Genomic DNA, 18523 nt, shown 5'->3' with positions numbered 1-18523 from the left:
AAATAAATCACTAACTATTAACAACGAAGACAATGTTTGTATTAAACTTTACCTCTCAAAACATCACATCAGGATCAGATTCTGTTGGTATGTGTCTTCGTGGCTTTTCTCAATCATAGCAAATCAATTTTAGATATATGAACAAGCCCGAAGTAAATTAACTTTCGGGCTTTTTTTTATTCTAGACTCTTCAAAAAATTCCCGATTATCAGAACTCAATTTATCTGTTTCAGATAAAATGTTTATCAAAATCAGTATTGCTGTTAATCAGCTATGTGTTTTGCAAATATTCTTATTTCTTTTAAAATGATTTAAGATTTTAAGCATTTCCTGTTGCACGATTAACAATTTGCAATATTGATTTTGGAAAGAATATCAATATTAAAATATAATGGGAAATAAATTATCCGGAAAAGACCTGATTAAAATAGGCTTTCCAAAAAATAATAGTATCAATATCGCTTTAGGGCAAATAAACAGATACAGAAAAAGAGAAAAAAAAGAGAGTATACTAACCGAAGCCAAAGAAGTTTTACTGTTTCCTGAAAAATTTACCGGACACGGAACCTGGGGGAAAGTTGCCGAAGGATTAGTAAATCCGGTACAAGTGCGAATGCATCAATTAAATAATACACGGGCACCGTTTTCGATATTTGGAGAAAATGAAATTGATGAACAGGCAAAGTATCAGTTGTACGATGCTTTAAAATTACCAATATCAGTGGCGGGAGCTTTAATGCCGGATGCACACTCGGGTTACGGATTACCAATCGGAGGCGTACTTGCAACAGATAATGCTGTGATTCCATACGGAGTTGGCGTGGATATAGGGTGTAGAATGAGTTTGTCAATTTTTGATATTCCGGCTTCATTTTTCAAAGGAAAAGACCATCAGCTGCAAGCAATTTTAAAAGACAATACAAAATTTGGAATGTATGAAACACACACTATAAAAGCGGATCATGAATTGTTTAGCCGAAGTGAATTTCAGGATATTCCGCTTTTGAAAAATCTTTTAAGTAAAGCTTACAAACAGCTTGGAACTTCTGGTGGGGGAAATCATTTTGTAGAGTTTGGAATTGCAAAAATCACGAATCCGCTTAACGAATGGAAAATTGGAGTTGGTGAATATTTTGCTGTGCTTTCGCATAGTGGTTCAAGAGGTTTAGGAGCAAATGTTGCCAAACATTATACCTATCTGGCCACAAAACAATGTCCGTTACCGAAAAATGTCCAGCATTTGGCATGGTTGGATTTGAATACGCATGATGGTCAGGAATATTGGCTGGCTATGAATTTAGCGGGAGATTATGCAAAAGCCTGCCACGATGATATTCATCGCCGAATTGCAAAAGCAATAGGAAAACGTGTTGTTGTTACGATAGAGAATCATCACAATTTTGCGTGGAAGGAAATCGTAAACGGAAAGGAAGCAATCGTACATCGAAAAGGTGCAACTCCTGCAAACGTTGGAGAGCTGGGGATTATTCCCGGTTCGATGACAGCTCCCGGATTTATTGTTCAGGGAAAAGGGAATGCTGAAAGTTTAAACTCTGCATCGCATGGTGCCGGACGGCTTTTTTCACGCAGAAAATGCAAAGAATCGTTTACGCAAAGTGAGATTAATAAAGTCCTGAAAGCAAATGATGTCAGCTTAATTGGCGGAAATATTGATGAAGCTCCAATGGCATATAAGGACATTAATAAAGTAATGGCAAACCAAAACGAATTGGTAGATGTGCTTGGTATGTTCACACCAAAGATTGTTAGAATGGACCGCTAAAAAAACAGAATTTATGGAAAAAATAATTCAAATAACATCAGGTCGTGGCCCAGCTGAATGCAGCTGGGTTGTGGCTCAGGTTTTAAAAACCTTTATAGAAGAAGCAAAAGAGAATAATATAAAAACAACAATGCTTCAAAGAGAAACCGGAATCGAAAACGGAACTGTAGTGACGGCAACAATTTTACTCGAAAGTGATGATCTAAATGCTTTTGTCAATTCATGGATTGGAACGATTCAGTGGATTGGACAAAGCCAGTTTAGAAAATTTCATAAAAGAAAAAATTGGTTTATCGGAATTTTCGAAATTGAAAAATCGACAGCAACTGAAATTTCTGAAAACGATATTCAATATCAGGCAATGCGAAGCTCCGGAGCCGGAGGTCAGCATGTAAACAAAGTAAGTTCGGCAGTCAGAGCAACTCATATTCCAACCGGAATTAGTGTTGTTTCGATGGATTCGCGTTCTCAGCATCAGAATAAAAAACTGGCAACAGAAAGATTGTTGCAGAAATTTAAAGAAGAAGCAGTAAAACAATTTAAAACCGAATTTCAGACACAATGGATGAATCAATTGCAGATTCAGCGGGGAAATCCTGTTCGGGTTTTTCAGGGTTCCGATTTTAAAAAGCAAAAACAGGAAAAAAAATATAAACAGGAAAGACAAAGATTAAAACGAGAAGATTATTTCAATCGGGATTAATACTCTTTTAATTTCTAAAAAAAATAATAATATATGAAAACAGTAGATAAATACATTTTTGAAGCATTGGATAATTATCCATATTCGCTGGTTGAAACCATAGAATCATTGGATTATGCGTTGTCTTATGATGATAAAAATATCATGGCATTATGCTTATACGGGCGCGTTCAGGCTGATCAGTTATTTAAATATGAAGAAGCCAAAGAATTTTTTCAGCAGGCAATCTCCATTAATATCAATGCAATCGAAGTTTATTCGTATTACATTAATACTTTAGTTTTAAATGAAGATTATGTTGAGGCAACTAAATTAATAGATTTTGCCTTGACGATTAAGGGAATCAACAAAGTTGAAATTCTGCTTAAGAAAGTGATGCTTTTAGAAAGTCAGAAAAAATTCAAACAAGCTTTGAAAGCTTTAAAAGAGACAAGACTTGTAACTTTAAGTAATGAATATGATTATCTTATTGATGAAACTGAAAAACGATTAAATTAAAAATTGAATAAGGTTTCTAAAAAAGAAAAACCAGCCAGCAAAAAAAGCAAATAAAATTAAAGAGGATGTCGTCATGGCATTCTTTTTAGTTTCAGAAACATTATGCAATCCAAATCTCAACTATTTAGATTTTGAGTTTTTCACAACGATGCTGTATTTTTAAAGATAAATGTTTGTTACTTTCAGAAATAAGAATCATTTTTATACCCTGTTTTCTTAAAAAAAAATCTAGACCAAAACCATATGAAAAATAACCCCAATCAAAAGAATTCTTTAAAGCATGTTCTTTTTGGCAGTTTAATAGGTACCACAATTGAATTTTTCGACTTTTATATTTATGCCAATGCTGCGGTATTGGTATTTCCACAATTATTTTTCCCGGGTTCTGATGCGACCATGGCAACTTTAGAATCGTTAGCTACTTTTTCTATTGCCTTTTTATCGCGCCCTTTGGGTTCAGCATTTTTTGGGCATTATGGTGATAAAATCGGACGTAAATTTACCTTAGTTGCAGCCTTGTTGACCATGGGTATTTCGACTGTGACCATTGGTTTTTTACCAGGTTATGCCAGTATTGGTGTTGCTGCCCCTTTATTATTGATGTTATGTCGATTTGGTCAAGGGGTTGGATTAGGAGGTGAATGGGGAGGAGCAGTTTTGCTGGCTATAGAAAATGCGCCACCAAATAAACGTGCCTGGTATGGTATGTTTCCGCAACTGGGTGCTCCAATTGGGTTATTACTTTCGGGAGGAACCTTCTTGTTGTTAACGGATTCAATGAGTAGCGAAGATTTTATGGATTATGGCTGGAGAATTCCTTTTATTGCAAGTTCTCTTTTGGTTGTAGTTGGATTTTATATCCGAACTAAAATTACAGAAACACCTTCTTTTGAGAATTCAAAAAAGGAACATGAAGAAGTGAAAATTCCATTTTTGACTTTGATTAAATCGTATAAAAACCAATTGATTTTTGGGACATTAGCAGCCATTACAACGTTTTTGGTGTTTTATTTAATGACTGTATTTACATTGAGTTGGGCAACCACCGATCTGGGTTATGCTAAAAGAGATTTCTTATTGATTCAGTTGTTTTCAGTTTTGTTTTTCGCCTTCTTTATCCCAATTTCAGCAGTAGTTGCGGATAGAATAGGACGTCGTAAAATGTTGATTATTGCCACGACTGCTATTGCTCTTTTTGGTTTTTTCTTTTCGTATTTTCTAAATTCAGGAAGTCCAGCTATGGTAACTTTCTTTTTATGTACGGGAATGGCTTTGATGGGATTTACTTATGGACCTTTAGGAACATTCTTGTCTGAATTATTTCCTACTACGGTTCGTTATTCCGGAGCTTCATTGACCTTTAATCTGGCAGGAATCTTTGGTGCTGCTTTTGCTCCAATGATTGCAATTTGGCTGGCAAGTACCTATAGTTTAACCTATGTAGGTTTCTATCTGACGATAGCAGCTTGCATCTCATTGTTTTCTTTACTGGCAATTAGTAAGAAGGAACATAAGTTTTAAAGAAGTAATCATATAAAAAAGGTCGTCTGAATTTACTTGGACGACCTTTTTTCATTCTAACGTTTCAGGCTAAAATGGCCTCTAAATTCTGCACCATTTATTCTTTTAACTGTAAACCAGTAATCTGAAGCAGGTTCATCCTGTCCATTATAAGTCCCATCCCAAGAAGTATTAGTTGTTAATTCTTTAATGAATTTTCCATAACGGTCAAATATTCTGATTCCGGTATTTGGTTTCAAATAAATAAAATTAATCGTCCAGTTATCATTATATCCATCATTATTTGGAGTAAAGAATTTAGGAAAAGGAAGTTCATCAACATAATTGATACAGTCAGCAGTTGTGGCTTCAAGAATCTGAATAGTAATTGGAGCTCTATCGCTTTCACAATCATTAATAGTTTGTGAAGCATAATAGATAATTCCGTTTTCCATAGGAGTTGATTCTGATAATTCTGTTCCTGCAATTAAGTTATTGTACCATTTTATGTTTTCTCCGGAAATTTTAATGTTATCTATTGTTGCATTTTGTTGTATACAGAAAGTCTGATTTGCATCAGCATTTGGAGCTTTTGTATCCTGAATTTTTACAGAAATAGCCAATTTTTCGCTTTCACAATTGTTTAGCGTTTGCGTAGCGTAATAAACACCATTTTGAAGTAAAGTCGTTTCTGGTAAAACATTTCCATTAGCAGAATCATACCATTTAATAGTTGTTCCAGTAATGTTAAGATTGGCGATGGTTGCATTTTCATCAATACAAAATAGTTGATTATTACTTCCTTTGGGTAATGGGGTGTCGTAAACTCTAACTAAAACTGGAGTTCTGTCACTTTCGCAGCCAATAGTTTGGGAAGCATAATAGGTTCTGTTGTTTTCCAGTAAAGTAGTATTGGACAAAGTGGCCGTTGCAATATTTGTATCGTACCATTTTATATTTTGTCCTGACATCTGAATATTACTCAGCTTTGCATTTTCATTTTTACAGAATGATTGACTTAGATTTCCTGTTGGTGCAGAAGGTGTATTTACAATTGAAACAGTAATTCCAAATCGAGGACTTTCACAATTATTAACAGTTTGAGAAGCATAATAGGTTTTACCGTTAACAAGATTTGTGGTTTCTGCTAATAAAGAACCGTTACTTAATGCATCATACCATTTTATTGAATCTCCTGTCACTTGAATCTTTGCAATTGTCGGATTTTGACCAGTACAAAAAGGTTGATTTGCATCTCCGGTCGGCACTAAGGTATATTGAATATTGACAGTTACTGGTATTCTATCACTTTCGCAAGCATTAATAGTTTGAGATGCATAATAAACACCGTTGTTTTGAAGTATAGTTGTACTTGGTAGAAGTGTTCCTGCTGTTTGGGCATTGTACCATTTTATATTTTGCCCTGTGATAGCAATATTATCTAAAGTTGCATTTTGCTCAAAACAGAAAGTTTGTGGAGTATCAGTTCCAGGAAGCGGCTGACTTGTAATAGTAACAGTTTGATTTTGAGTTGAACTGTTTCCGTTTCCATCATTGTAATTCCAAACAATTGTATAAGTTCCGGGTATTGTATAGGATAAAGGATTTAAAGTTGTTCCCATAATTATTCCTGCGCAGGCATCTGTAGCGGTTGGAATAGTGGTTATTGTGGTATTACAATCTCCTGTTATAGTTGGAAGAGTTAGAATATCTGGAATTGGATCTTGGATGTCACCAACAACTACATTGATTTTTTTAGTATCATCACAACCGCCTGTTCCTGTAATTAAACAGCTATATTCTCCACTATTAATGGCTGTTGCATTTGTAATAGTTGGATTTTGGTCTGTGGATGTAAAACCGTTTGGTCCAGACCAGGAATAGTTTGTTCCTCCGGAAGCTTTAAGTTCTAATGTTTTACCGATGCAGACTGGAGAATTGCTTGTTACTAAAGCACTTGATTCACAGTCTTTAAATTTTATTAGAAAAGTATCAAATGTGCCATTGAGTTGTTTTTGAAAGGCATCTGATGTTGCTATGTCTGTATCGCTATACGTAAATCCGGAAATATAAAAAACACCATTTTTATCGTACGAAATATCTCCCGAATAGTCCGCAACATGTCCACCGTAATAGGTTCCCCAGACTCTTTCCCCATTAGGTTTAAATTTAACTATATATAAATTAGAATATCCACTTAAATTTTCCTGATAAGAGCCAACTGTAGAGATATTATTGGAACTTGTTCCGCTACTATATAAATAAATAGAGTTGTTTTCATCAATAGCAATTGAATTTTTGCCCCAATGGCCGTCAAGTCCTTCACCTCCATAAAATGTACTCCAAATTAAATTTCCATGATTGGTAAATTTTGCGATGTAAGAATCGTATTGGCCATTGTTGTTTGGTTGAAAAGAATTTGTTTTTCCAATGTCATCAATGCTTCTGGTATAACCAGAAATTATAAAATTATCTTCTTTGTCAACTAATATTTGAGAATTAACATCGTAATCTAATCCACCATAATAAGTTCCAAATAGCCTTTCTCCATTTGTGTTAAATTTCACAACAAAGGTGTCATTCCATAACATGGTTTTGTAATTGAATGTTTCTCTATAGGATCCTGAAGTTGCAATTCCTTGGAAACTACTGGTTGTTCCTGAGCAAAAAATATTATTATTAGTATCAACATCAATTGAAGAGATCCAATCGTTTCCGTCATTGCCTCCATAATAAGTAGCCCATATTCTTTGTCCATTTGGTGTGAATTTAACCAAAAAGCCGTCCTCGCCTTGGTTATTACCATATGAAGCAGGAGGAACACTAGCTTTAAAACTATTGCTTGTAGCAATATTGTTTCTACTATGAGACAATCCAGCAATAAGTATATTTTGATCATGATCAACCTTAATGCTTGATATTGCCTCTATGCCCTCACCTCCATAATAAGTTCCCCATATTCTCTGACCATTCATATCGAACTTAATTAGCATTCCATCAAACCAGTCTTTATAAGTTGTTTGATGTGTGTCAGGTGTAGCAATATTATTTACACTTCCAGTATCTCCAGCTGCATAAATGTTATTATTTGAATCAAAATCTATTGCTCTAAAAATATCGTAATGGCTTCCTCCATAGTATGTACCCCAAATTCTATTTCCTTCAGCATCAAATTTCGTAATAAAAGCATCCTGATAAAAAGTAATATCTGGTTGATAACTCCCAACGGTAGAAATATTTGCTAAACTGGTAGTATAACCTCCAATATAAACAAATTGATTATTTGTTTTAACGATTCCGTTAAAATTATTTTCTTCTCCTTCACCTCCGTAATAAGTTCCCCAAAGCCTCACAGGCACAGGATCAATTATAACAGTTTTATCAGAAGTAGCATCTGAACTACTGAATCCATAAACATTCTTCTTGATTTTAGTATAGCCAACCACAATCTCTTTTTTACTAGTTCCTTCTTCAATCCAGCTTGCTGGAAGCGTTTCTTCCATCTTACCAAAACGAACATTTATTTGGATTTTATTATCAACTAATTCAGTTTCAGAGCCATTAAATTTTAATTGAATATCTGATATTTCTCCTTTCGGATGAATGACAAAATTATATTCAACAACCTTCTTATAATCATCCGGAACTGTAAAAATTACATCAATATTAGGATAGATGTTTTTGTAAGTGATTTGTTTGTATTGATGAACACCAATAATTCCCTCGGGTTTGTTTGGAATATTGTAATAATTGTCAAAATCTTTTGATTTCTGATCTGTAATTATTTCAACCTTCGGATTTGAATGTACAAAGTCAATGTCTATTCTGTGAAATTTATATTCTAATGTATAGTCAGTTTGTTCCGTTTTTTCTTTTTCGGGAATTTTATGGGTAAGTGTTTTTGATTTATCTGAACAAACAATTGGAGTCTTTTTTACTTCATAAATATCATATGAAAATCCATTTTTTTTAAGCTGAACATTTAATCCATTAGTATTCAGTAAATATTTTACAGCAATATTTGGTTTTCCTTTTTGATCAATAATTTGTCCTTTATTTTCTTTAAAACCAACTGACTGGTTTTTATTTTGAGAAAATAATGAAAATGTGATTATAAAGAAAAATAAAAGTAATTTTTGTTTCATTGTGATAATTTACATTTCCGCAAATGTAATTAAATATCTACGAAAATAAAGCTAAAGTAAGCAGTCGAATCTTTTCATAAAAACAAAATAAATATCCCGTATTTTTGCAGAAAATATTTCCTTTTGAAAACTAAGCTTTTTGTAATCACGCCACCATTTACCCAACTGAATACTCCGTATCCGGCAACAGCGTATATAAAAGGATTTTTGAATACTAAAAACATCGAATCCGTTCAGGCAGATTTGGGTATTGATGTGATTTTGGAATTGTTTTCGAAGAAAGGATTACAAAATTTGTTTCAGGTTTCAGGTTTCAACTTTGAAGTTGCTGGAAATACAATTTCAGATAATTCTAAACGTATTTTCGCATTACAGGACGAATACATCAAAACCATTGATGCTGTTATTCAGTTTTTGCAGGGAAAAAATCCAACTTTGGCTTTACAAATTTGTCAGGAAGATTTTCTGCCGGAAGCTTCCCGTTTTGCACAACTAGAGGAACTCGATTGGGCTTTCGGGACAATGGGAACTCAGGATAAAGCCAAACATTTAGCCACTTTGTATCTCGAAGATATTTCGGATTTTATTGTAGAATGTGTCGATGAAAATTTTGGTTTTAGCCGATATGCCGAACGTTTAGGCCGAAGTGCCAATTCTTTTGATGAATTATATGAAGCTTTACAGCAACAACCAACTTATATTGATTCGATTTTAGTTTCTCTTTTGAAAGCTAAAATCGAAGCTGTAAAACCGACTTTCTTTTTAATTTCTGTTCCTTTTCCGGGGAATTTATACAGCGCTTTCAGATGTGCGCAATGGGTAAAACAAAATCACCCTGAAATTAAGATTTCTATGGGGGGAGGTTTTCCAAATACAGAATTACGGTCTCTTTCTGACGCACGTGTTTTTGAATTCTTCGATTTTATTACTTTGGATGATGGCGAAGTTCCAATTGAGGAACTTGTTGAAAACTTGTCATCCCGAGCGGAGTCCAGGGGCGAGAAGCATTACAAAAGAACATTTTTATTAGAAAATGGAGAAGTTGTCTATAAAAACAATTCCTTAAAACACGATTACAAACAAGCACAGGTAGGAACACCGGACTACTCAGATCTGCCTTTGGATAAATATATTTCGGTTATTGAAATAGTAAATCCGATGCATCGAATGTGGAGTGATGGCCGTTGGAATAAACTCACCATGGCGCACGGCTGTTATTGGGGAAAATGTACATTTTGCGATATTTCATTAGATTATATAAAGGTTTACGAGCCGGTTGCAGCAAATTTATTGTGCGACCGAATGGAAGACATGATACAGCAAACAGGTCAGAATGGTTTTCATTTTGTTGATGAAGCTGCGCCGCCTGCTTTGATGCGTGCTTTGGCTCTCGAAATTTTACGAAGAAAATTAGCCGTAACATGGTGGACAAACATCCGTTTTGAGAAAAGCTTTTCTGCTGATTTATGTTTGTTATTGAAGGCTTCAGGCTGTATTGCAGTTTCAGGAGGATTAGAAGTGGCTTCTGACCGATTATTAAAATTAATTGATAAAGGAGTAACCGTAGAGCAGGTAGCAAAAGTAACTCGAAATTTTACCGAAGCAGGAATTATGGTTCATGCTTATCTGATGTATGGCTATCCAACGCAAACCATTCAGGAAACCGTTGACAGCCTTGAAATGGTACGTCAGTTGTTTGAAGCCGGAATTCTGCAATCCGGTTTTTGGCATCAATTTGCGATGACGGCACACAGCCCTGTTGGATTGTATCCGGAGAAATTTGGTGTAAAAAAAGTAACTGAAACCATTGGAACTTTTGCCAACAACGACATCGATTATACGGATTCTACAGGAATTAATCACGATAAATTCAGTTTTGGATTAAAAAAATCGCTTTTTAACTTCATGCACGGAATCTGTTTTGATTACGAATTACAGGATTGGTTCGACTTTAAAATTCCGAAGACAAAAATAGATCCCGATTTTATTTTTAATGCCTTGGAAGAAGGAAATGATTTCAATACAAAACCAAATGCAAAAGTGGTCTGGTTAGGAGGAAAGCCATCCGTTGAGCATTTTACAAAATCTAAAAAAGGGCAATCTTGGGAAATGATGACCTTTACTTTTCATGATAAAAAAGAAAGTTTCACAATTCAGACCAATAAAAATGAAGGGGAATGGCTTATCGAAATCTTGAAAAAAATCTCAATTTCAAATTCTAAAAGTTATACTTTTCAAGAAGTGAAAAATGATTTTGAAACTCAATTTGAGGATTTCGAATTGTTTTGGTATTCCAAGCCAATCAATACGTTATGTGAGTTTGGTTTGCTGGTTTTATAAAGCCTCAATAGTAAATCGAAAACCGATTCCGTGTAAGTTTTCAATAGAAATCCCTTTCTCGTTTATCAATATTTTACGCAAACGCGAAATAAAAACATCCAGACTCCTACCCATAAAATAATCATCGGTTCCCCAAAGCGAGGTTAAAATCTGTTCTCTTTTTAAAACAGAATTTTTATTATCAAGAAATAGCTTCAGAAGTTCGGCTTCGCGTTGTGTGAGACTGATTTTTTCTGTTTCATTAAAAAGAATAAAATTTTTAATATCAAACTGATATTTTCCAATTTCATAAAATGATTTTTTTACCGCATTGTTTTTTTGTGAACGCTTCAGGAATATTTCGATTTTCAGAATTAATTCCTCAATACTAAAAGGTTTTACAAGATAATCATCGGCACCCAAACGCAGTCCTTTTATGCGGTCTTCCTTTAATGTTTTTGCCGAAAGAAAAATGATTGGAATATCGGTATTGATTTTTCTGATTTCTGCTGCCAATTCAAATCCGTCCATTTTTGGCATCATAATATCGAGAATGCAAATGTCAAAATCTTCTTTTTTGAAGCTTTCAAAGCCTGAGTTTCCGTCAGGACAATGTGTAACATCATAGTTGTTTTGTTCCAGATTATCTTTGGTTAAAAAGGCCAGTGTTTCATCATCTTCAGTATAAAGAATTTTAAAGTTTTTCATTTTCTATAGGGAATTGACAGTGTTATAGTGGTACCTTTTTCTAAATTATTCAGCGCATTAATCTTCCAGTTTTGTAAGTTGCAAATTTCTTTTACATAATACAGACCAAGCCCAAAACCAGGAACTTCATTACTTTTTTCATTTTGAATCCGGTAAAACTTATCAAAAATATACGAGATTTTTTTAATTGGAATTCCAATTCCATTATCAATGAATTCTAATTTTAAGGATTGGTTTTCTTTCGAAATCCGGATGAGAATTTCAGGTTTTTCAGTGCAATATTTCACTGCATTATCCAACAAATTGTAAACTAAATTGGTAAAATGAAAAACGTCTGTTTCAATTTTATAATTATCAGTATCGGTTTCAATTTTAATGTCGGCATCCGGATATTTTAATTGAATATTAATAATCATTTCTTCTATAACCGGTACGATCAAAACTGTTTCTGTTTTTAACTCCAAAGGCGTATAATCAGATTTGGCAATGTTTAAAATTTTCTCAATATGGCTATTCAGTTTATTGCTCTGATTGATAATGATATCAGTATAAGTATATAGTTTTTTATCTTCTTTGATTGGATTCTGCTCAATTAAATATTTTGAAGCAATCAGAATGGAAGACAAGGGCGTTTTAAATTCATGCGTCATGTTGTTAATGAAGTCTCGTTGTAATTCGGAGTATTTTTTTTGCTGTAAAAGCGTAAAAATAGAATAAACATAAATTAATAAAATAAGGATTAATGCTATCGAAAGTATAAACCAAAAACGCATCGAACTGAATAAATAGGTGGTTTCATTAGGGAAACGAACGGCAAAATAATAAACAAGGTTTTTATGTTTAGGAAAATAAACAGTTTGCTTTCCTTTTCCTTTTTCAGATAATGAAATGTAATTTCCGTACACCATTTCATCGCTTTGGCAATTGTACATGGCATATTCAAAATCAGTGGTGATATTCATTTTTTTGAATTCTGATTTCAGATAAAATTCCAGAATATCGGCTTCAAAATCGTTGTCGATATTTACAATATAATAATCATTGGAAATTTTCTGAACCGGATTTTGGGATGGCAATTCATGATTTGTCCCTTCATATAATTTTTTAGCGACTTCCAATAAGGCAATATGTGTCTTCTGACTTAACTTTTTTTGTTCTAAAGTAAAAGCCTCTTTTGTCCATAACAATTGTACGACCAATATGCTGATGATGGCCGCTAAACCTAAAAGGATAATGCTATTGAGTTTGTTTATTTTCAAGAAAAATAAAATTTATTAAAGTGTAATATTAGTCAAATTTATACTTAAAAATACCCATTAACAAGTTGTTAACAAACATTTGAGACCGCTTAACAGCGAATTCATTTCTTCTGAGGTAATTTTGGAATATAAAATTTGACTATAATCATTTAAATAGATAAACCATGAAAATTATTAAAATTTCGATATTGGCTTTAGTTTTAGGCTTAATGTCTTTTTCAGCGATTGCACCGGTACAATCATTAGTTTCTAAAGTAAAAACAGAAACGACAGCTTCTACTATTGTTTGGAAAGCAGAATCAATTGATGTTGGTCAAATTCCACAAGGAACTCCAAAAGCAATTGTGTATGAATTTAAAAACACAGGAAAAGCAACGGTTATAATTACAAATGTTCAGGGATCTTGCGGATGTACTGCAACAGATTATACTAAAGAACCAATTTTGCCGGGTAAATCGGCAAAAGTAACCGCTACTTATAACGCAGCGAATAAAGGTGGTTTTACAAAAACGGTAACAGTGACAACAAGTGCAGAAACAACACCAAAAATCCTGACTTTAAAAGGAACGGTGATTTAAAATAAAAGTTGATTATAAAGGGGGAGAACTCCGGACATGTTATGTGTCTGGAGTTTTTTTTATGCGCTGTTTTTGTTAATAATATTATTATTAAGTGAGTGTTTATTTTTCATAAAAAGAACACTTTTTATGAAAACTTTTCTACTTTTATTGAAAATATCAATATGAAAATTTTGTATCCGCTTGCGGCAATAATACTCCTTTTTACAGTTGTTTCATGCAATTCCAAAGCAAATGATAAAAAAGGAAACCAACTAAATAAAGCAAAGGCAGAATTGCCGGAATTGAGAATTCCGATTGACAGTACAGATATTTCTAAGTTTTATCAAGCCTATCCTAAATTGATTAAATTTCAGGAAGATGTTTTGTCCTTATACAAGAAAAAGAACTCTGTTCAATTATGGTTAGATAATAAAGGTGTAGTAGAGTTTGGAAATACGTTATTCAATAAATATAAAGGTTTGGGCGATGAAGGCTTAAAAGCCAATTTTCCATACAACGAAAAGGTTAACCCAATTTTCGAACGTACTTCAGAAAATAAATTATCGAAAATTGATACGGATTTGATAATTACCAATTTATATTTCTATTATGCTGAAAAAGTATTTAATGGTGTAGATGAAAAAACATCAACTTCCTTAGAATGGCTTTTACCCCGAAAAAAAGTAAATTATCAGGTACTTTCAGATTCCATTTTTAAACATTCTACCATTAATGATGATGATAAAAGTAAAATGTTCAGCCAGTACTATAAACTGCGTGAAGCGTTGAAACAATACAGGGAAATAGAGAAAAAAGGAGGCTGGAAAACTATTGAAGTCAGCGATGATTTTAAAAACTTAAAATTAGGAGATTCTGCCATTACAATAACTCAAATTAGAGAAAGACTTTTTATTACCGGAGAACTTAAGGAAAACAGTAAAAGTGCCGTTTGCGATTCGGTTTTAATTTCAGCTATGAAAGACTACGAATTACATCATGGATATACGCTTAAAAATAAAATCTTAAAAGAGCATATTGACGAAATGAATATTCCTGTTTCAGATAGAATCAAAACTATTATTGCAAACATGGAACGCTGCAGATGGATTGATCCTGAATTAGAGAAAGGGGAAGAATTCATCGAGGTTAATATTCCTGAATTCAGATTATATTTAATTCGCGATCATGAAATTGTTTTTGTATCGCCGGTTGTGGTCGGAAAAGCTATGACAAAAACCGTTATTTTTAGCGGCATGATGAGTAATATTGTTTTTAGCCCATATTGGAATGTTCCTCAAAGTATTATCAATAAAGAAATTAAACCCGGAATGGCTAAAAACAAGAACTATTTAGCTGAAAAACATTTGGAATGGAATAATGGTATGGTTCGGCAACTGCCGGGAAAAAATAATTCGCTTGGTTTGGTGAAATTTTTATTTCCAAATTCAAATAACATTTATTTACACGATACACCGTCAAAAAGTTTGTTCGAAAGAGAAAGCAGAGCTTTTAGCCATGGTTGTGTGCGTGTAGCAAAACCAAGGGAATTAGCAATTGAACTTTTGAAAAACGATCCTAAATGGAATCCGGCGAGAATTGATAAAGCAATGCATGCCGGTAAAGAAAGCTGGTATACGCTAAAAAAGAAGGTTCCTGTTTATATTGGTTATTTTACTGCCTGGGTAGACAGAAAAGGACAATTGAATTTTTATAAAGATGTTTATCAAAGAGATGAAAGTTTGATAAAATTATTGACTGAAGAGTAACTATTTCCTTATTTAGAAAGTACATCGATGCATTTATAAAAACGTTTAGTGTAATGTTCTGAATTCAGTTCGCTAATGGTTACCTTATAAGCTTTTCCGGAAGAGGCATGTATAAACTTTGACTGCATGCCGTTTGCCTCACAAACAATTCCAACATGGCCTACGACTGTTCTGTCTTTGTAACCGTAAAAAACTAAAATATCCCCAACCTTAAAATCTTCAGGAGATAAAGGAGTTCCTAAATTTTTATAGCCATTAGAACTTCTGGGTAAGTTTATATCAAAATTATTAAATACATAACTCACAAAACCCGAACAGTCAAATCCTTTTTGAGGATTACTTCCTGCGTATAAATATGGAGTTCCCAAATATTTTTTGGCATACACAATAATGGAATCCCTGTCAATTTCAACTCGTTTTTTTTGAATTTGAGTGATTACTGTTGCATTGTCTTTTTTTGCAAATGAAGAAAATAGAATTGCGGTAAATAATATATAGACAGGTAGTTTCATTTATAAGTGATTGGGGTGTGTAAATTCAAAGATAGGGCTAAGTTTAGAAATAAAAGGAAAGATTGTGAATGAATGCAGAATATGAATAATGATGCAACTGTTTTTGGTGTTTTTTTATTGCTTTTTGATATTTTAGTATCTTTTTTGATAATTTATTTCGGGTATATTTGTCGATCGTGTTTATATTTTAACAAATAAATTATGTTTCTCAAAAAAATACCACTTTTAATTTTGTTTTTGATGATTTCGATTGTTTCGACATCACAAAATAAAACCAATACATTTCTTTATGAAGGCAGAGTTGATAAACTCCGGAATAATAATGTTGTTCTGATTGGAACAGCTTCTTCAGTTTCGTTCAATTTTACAGGAAAAGAATGTTCAATTTTCCTTCAGAGTATAGATGATGCCTGGGAACATCATAATTATGTTTCCTTGGTTTTGGATGGAAAGTATATTGGAAAATTGAGAATTGAAAAAGGGGCAGTCCAATCTTTTCCGGTAAGGATTACCTGTGATAAAAAACTACATAATCTCACAATTTATAAAACTACAGAAGCACAAAGCGGAAACGTTTTATTTGCCGGAACTACGGCAAAACTAACTTCTATTTCTTCAAAAAAGAAAAAGAAAATCGAATTTATAGGAGATTCTATCACTTGCGGTGCTGCAAGCGATGATTCTGATGTTCCTTGTGATAAGGGAGAATATTTTGATCACCATAACGGGTATTATGCTTACGGTCCAACTCTTTCGAGAGAAATTGGGGTTGATTATTTAATGAGTTCTGTTTCCGGAATTGGAATGTACCGTAACTGGAATGACGAAAATAAAGACGAAGGTATTATGCCGGATTTATATGGGAATTTGTATTTGACAAAAGATCCTTCGAAACCTAAATATGATTTTGCTTTCCAGCCTGATATTATCAGTATTGCTTTAGGAACTAATGATTTTTCCGGAGGAGACGGGAAGAAAGAGCGTCTTCCTTTTAATCCTGAAAAATATGTTTCGAACTACATTAATTTTATTAAAATGCTGTACAGCCACAATCCAAACGTACAGATCGTGATTACCAACAGTCCAATGGTTGGTGGTGAGAAAGCAGTTGTTTTTGAAGATTGCCTGAATAAGGTTAAAGAAGCTTTCAAAGACGATAAAACACATAAACCAATTGTGATTTTTAAGTTTAAACCAATGACTCCGAAGGGATGTAGCTGGCATCCAAATCTTGCTGACCATAAAGTTATGGCAGATGAATATGGTCCATTTTTAAAAAGGTTGTTATGAGAAATGATATATTTAAGTTTGTTTTTTTTCTGTTGATTTCCGGTACTATGATGGCAAACGTTTCCCTTCCGAATATTTTTGGTGATAATATGGTTTTACAGCGTAATTCAGAAGTTAAAATCTGGGGTTGGGCGAGTCCAAAAGAAGAAATTAAACTGGTTTCCAGCTGGAATAATCAGGAATATAAAATTACAGCTAACAATCAGGCGCAATGGGAACTAAAAATAAAAACTCCTGAAGCAGGCGGACCTTATACGATTTCGATAAAAGGCTATAATGAAGTCGTTTTGAAGAACATTCTGATTGGTGAAGTCTGGGTTTGTTCGGGACAATCAAATATGGAAATGTCGGTAAGCTGGGGAATTGATAATGGAGAGGAAGAAGCAAAAAATGCTGCAAATCCGAATATCCGGTTTTTTACCGTTCCGAAATTAACGGCTACAACTCCACAAAACAATTTATTAGGAAACTGGACAGAATCAACTCCGGAAACCATGAAATATTTTAGCGCTGTCGGATACTTTTTTGCCAAGCGTTTAAGAGAAGATTTAAAAAATGTTCCAATCGGATTAATTTCTTCGAATTGGGGTGGAACTCCCGCAGAAATATGGATGCCCGAAGAAGTGATTCAGAATGATCCTCTGTTGTTAGAAAACGCTAAAAAACTAAACGAACAGGAATACGGACCAAGACAGCCGGGACGTGCTTATAATGCAATGATTTATCCGTTTGTTGGATTTAAAATTGCGGGAGCGCTTTGGTATCAGGGAGAATCGAATGTGGGATCTACAGTTTATGACAAAACATTATCGGCTTTAATAACTTCCTGGAGAAAAGCGTGGAAGGATGATTTTCCTTTTTATTATGTACAAATTGCACCTTATAAAACTGGCACCAATAATTTCTCGAATGTTACTCTGAGAGATTCCCAAAGAAAATTACTTAAAGAAGTTTCTAATACCGGCATGGTTGTTATCAGCGATGTTTCTGATACAATAGATATTCATCCAAAAGACAAAAAATCGGTTGGAATTCGTTTAGCGAATTTAGCTTTGGCAAATACGTATAAAACCAATTCAGGTTTAGTAAACGGTCCGGTTTTTAAAGATTTTAAAACGGATAAAAATAAAGCAATTGTTTCTTTTGATTCTGCTGAAGGTTTGCATTTTAAAAATAAAACATCCAATCAATTTGAAGTAGCCGGTGCCGATGGTGTTTTTTACACAGCCGAAGCTTCGATTAAAAATAATCAGGTGATTTTGACGAGTAAGAAAGTAAACGTTCCGGTGAAAGTTCGTTTTGCATGGGGAAATACAATACAATCTGATTTGTTTAATAAAGTCAATTTGCCTGCTTCGTGTTTTATTACGGAATAGGTGATGTTGATAAAAAAAGTTCTCGTTTGCGTGAATTGCGTGAGGGATTACTTCACTAAGCTTTTATTTTATATAGGAGTTCAGTGAATATATTTGAGGCGGTA

13 protein-coding genes are annotated in these 18523 nt (G+C 33.7%); 9 read left to right on the top strand and 4 right to left on the bottom strand.

Features of this window, described 5'->3' with window-relative positions:
* Positions 1 to 391 precede the first annotated feature (391 nt).
* From ACEN92_RS09280 to ACEN92_RS09265, 4 genes are all read left to right on the top strand, one after another.
* Positions 392 to 1783 carry an RtcB family protein gene (locus tag ACEN92_RS09280; RefSeq protein ID WP_495642087.1) on the top strand — a complete coding sequence of 464 codons (1392 nt, stop codon included), beginning with the start codon at positions 392 to 394 and terminating at the stop codon, positions 1781 to 1783.
* A gap of 13 nt (positions 1784 to 1796) precedes the next feature.
* Positions 1797 to 2486, top strand: coding sequence for a peptide chain release factor H (gene prfH, locus ACEN92_RS09275; protein WP_495642086.1), 690 nt, complete (start codon positions 1797 to 1799; stop codon positions 2484 to 2486).
* A 33-nt stretch (positions 2487 to 2519) separates the two neighbouring features.
* Positions 2520 to 2984 carry a tetratricopeptide repeat protein gene (locus ACEN92_RS09270; protein WP_495642085.1) on the top strand — a complete coding sequence of 155 codons (465 nt, stop codon included), beginning with the start codon at positions 2520 to 2522 and terminating at the stop codon, positions 2982 to 2984.
* A 243-nt stretch (positions 2985 to 3227) separates the two neighbouring features.
* On the top strand, positions 3228 to 4505 hold the full coding sequence (locus tag ACEN92_RS09265) for an MFS transporter (RefSeq protein ID WP_495642084.1): 1278 nt from the start codon (positions 3228 to 3230) through the stop codon (positions 4503 to 4505).
* Between the two features lie 56 nt (positions 4506 to 4561).
* Here the strand turns inward: ACEN92_RS09265 and ACEN92_RS09260 are convergent, their stop codons facing one another.
* Positions 4562 to 8629, bottom strand: a complete 4068-nt coding sequence (locus ACEN92_RS09260; protein ID WP_495642083.1) for a DUF7948 domain-containing protein — start codon at positions 8627 to 8629, stop codon at positions 4562 to 4564.
* 123 nt (positions 8630 to 8752) lie between these two features.
* Between ACEN92_RS09260 and ACEN92_RS09255 the strand changes: the two genes are divergently transcribed.
* The gene (locus tag ACEN92_RS09255; RefSeq protein ID WP_495642082.1) at positions 8753 to 10969 is read left to right on the top strand and encodes a B12-binding domain-containing radical SAM protein; all 2217 of its coding nucleotides are present in this window, start codon (positions 8753 to 8755) and stop codon (positions 10967 to 10969) included.
* Here ACEN92_RS09255 and ACEN92_RS09250 read toward each other — a convergent pair.
* On the bottom strand, positions 10964 to 11656 hold the full coding sequence (locus tag ACEN92_RS09250; protein WP_495642081.1) for a response regulator transcription factor: 693 nt from the start codon (positions 11654 to 11656) through the stop codon (positions 10964 to 10966). The two genes, ACEN92_RS09255 and ACEN92_RS09250, sit on opposite strands and share 6 nt — an antisense overlap.
* The gene (locus ACEN92_RS09245; RefSeq protein ID WP_495642080.1) at positions 11653 to 12915 is read right to left on the bottom strand and encodes a sensor histidine kinase; all 1263 of its coding nucleotides are present in this window, start codon (positions 12913 to 12915) and stop codon (positions 11653 to 11655) included. Before ACEN92_RS09245 ends, ACEN92_RS09250 begins: the two co-directional genes overlap by 4 nt.
* 164 nt (positions 12916 to 13079) lie before the next feature.
* On the opposite strand from ACEN92_RS09245, the gene ACEN92_RS09240 reads away from it, so the two are divergent.
* Both ACEN92_RS09240 and ACEN92_RS09235 read left to right on the top strand, forming a co-directional pair.
* The gene (locus ACEN92_RS09240; RefSeq protein ID WP_495642079.1) at positions 13080 to 13493 is read left to right on the top strand and encodes a DUF1573 domain-containing protein; all 414 of its coding nucleotides are present in this window, start codon (positions 13080 to 13082) and stop codon (positions 13491 to 13493) included.
* A gap of 164 nt (positions 13494 to 13657) precedes the next feature.
* Positions 13658 to 15241, top strand: coding sequence for a L,D-transpeptidase family protein (locus ACEN92_RS09235; protein ID WP_495642078.1), 1584 nt, complete (start codon positions 13658 to 13660; stop codon positions 15239 to 15241).
* Positions 15242 to 15249: 8 nt separating this feature from the next.
* Here ACEN92_RS09235 and ACEN92_RS09230 read toward each other — a convergent pair whose 3' ends face one another.
* Positions 15250 to 15753, bottom strand: coding sequence for a C40 family peptidase (locus tag ACEN92_RS09230; RefSeq protein WP_495642077.1), 504 nt, complete (start codon positions 15751 to 15753; stop codon positions 15250 to 15252).
* A 201-nt stretch (positions 15754 to 15954) separates the two neighbouring features.
* Here ACEN92_RS09230 and ACEN92_RS09225 point away from each other — a divergent pair, with 201 nt between their 5' ends.
* Positions 15955 to 17043: an SGNH/GDSL hydrolase family protein gene (locus ACEN92_RS09225; RefSeq protein ID WP_495642076.1), complete on the top strand. Its 1089-nt coding sequence runs from the start codon at positions 15955 to 15957 to the stop codon at positions 17041 to 17043.
* A complete protein-coding gene (locus ACEN92_RS09220; RefSeq protein WP_495642075.1) occupies positions 17040 to 18419 on the top strand; it encodes a sialate O-acetylesterase in 1380 nt (459 codons plus the stop codon). The genes ACEN92_RS09225 and ACEN92_RS09220 overlap by 4 nt, the downstream gene beginning before the upstream one ends.
* The last annotated feature ends 104 nt before the right edge of the window (positions 18420 to 18523 follow it).

It is taken from the genome of Flavobacterium sp. Flavsp81, from assembly GCF_059491325.1.
The sequence above is the reverse complement of the archived record's forward strand: the minus strand, read 5'-3'. Positions and strand labels throughout refer to the sequence as shown.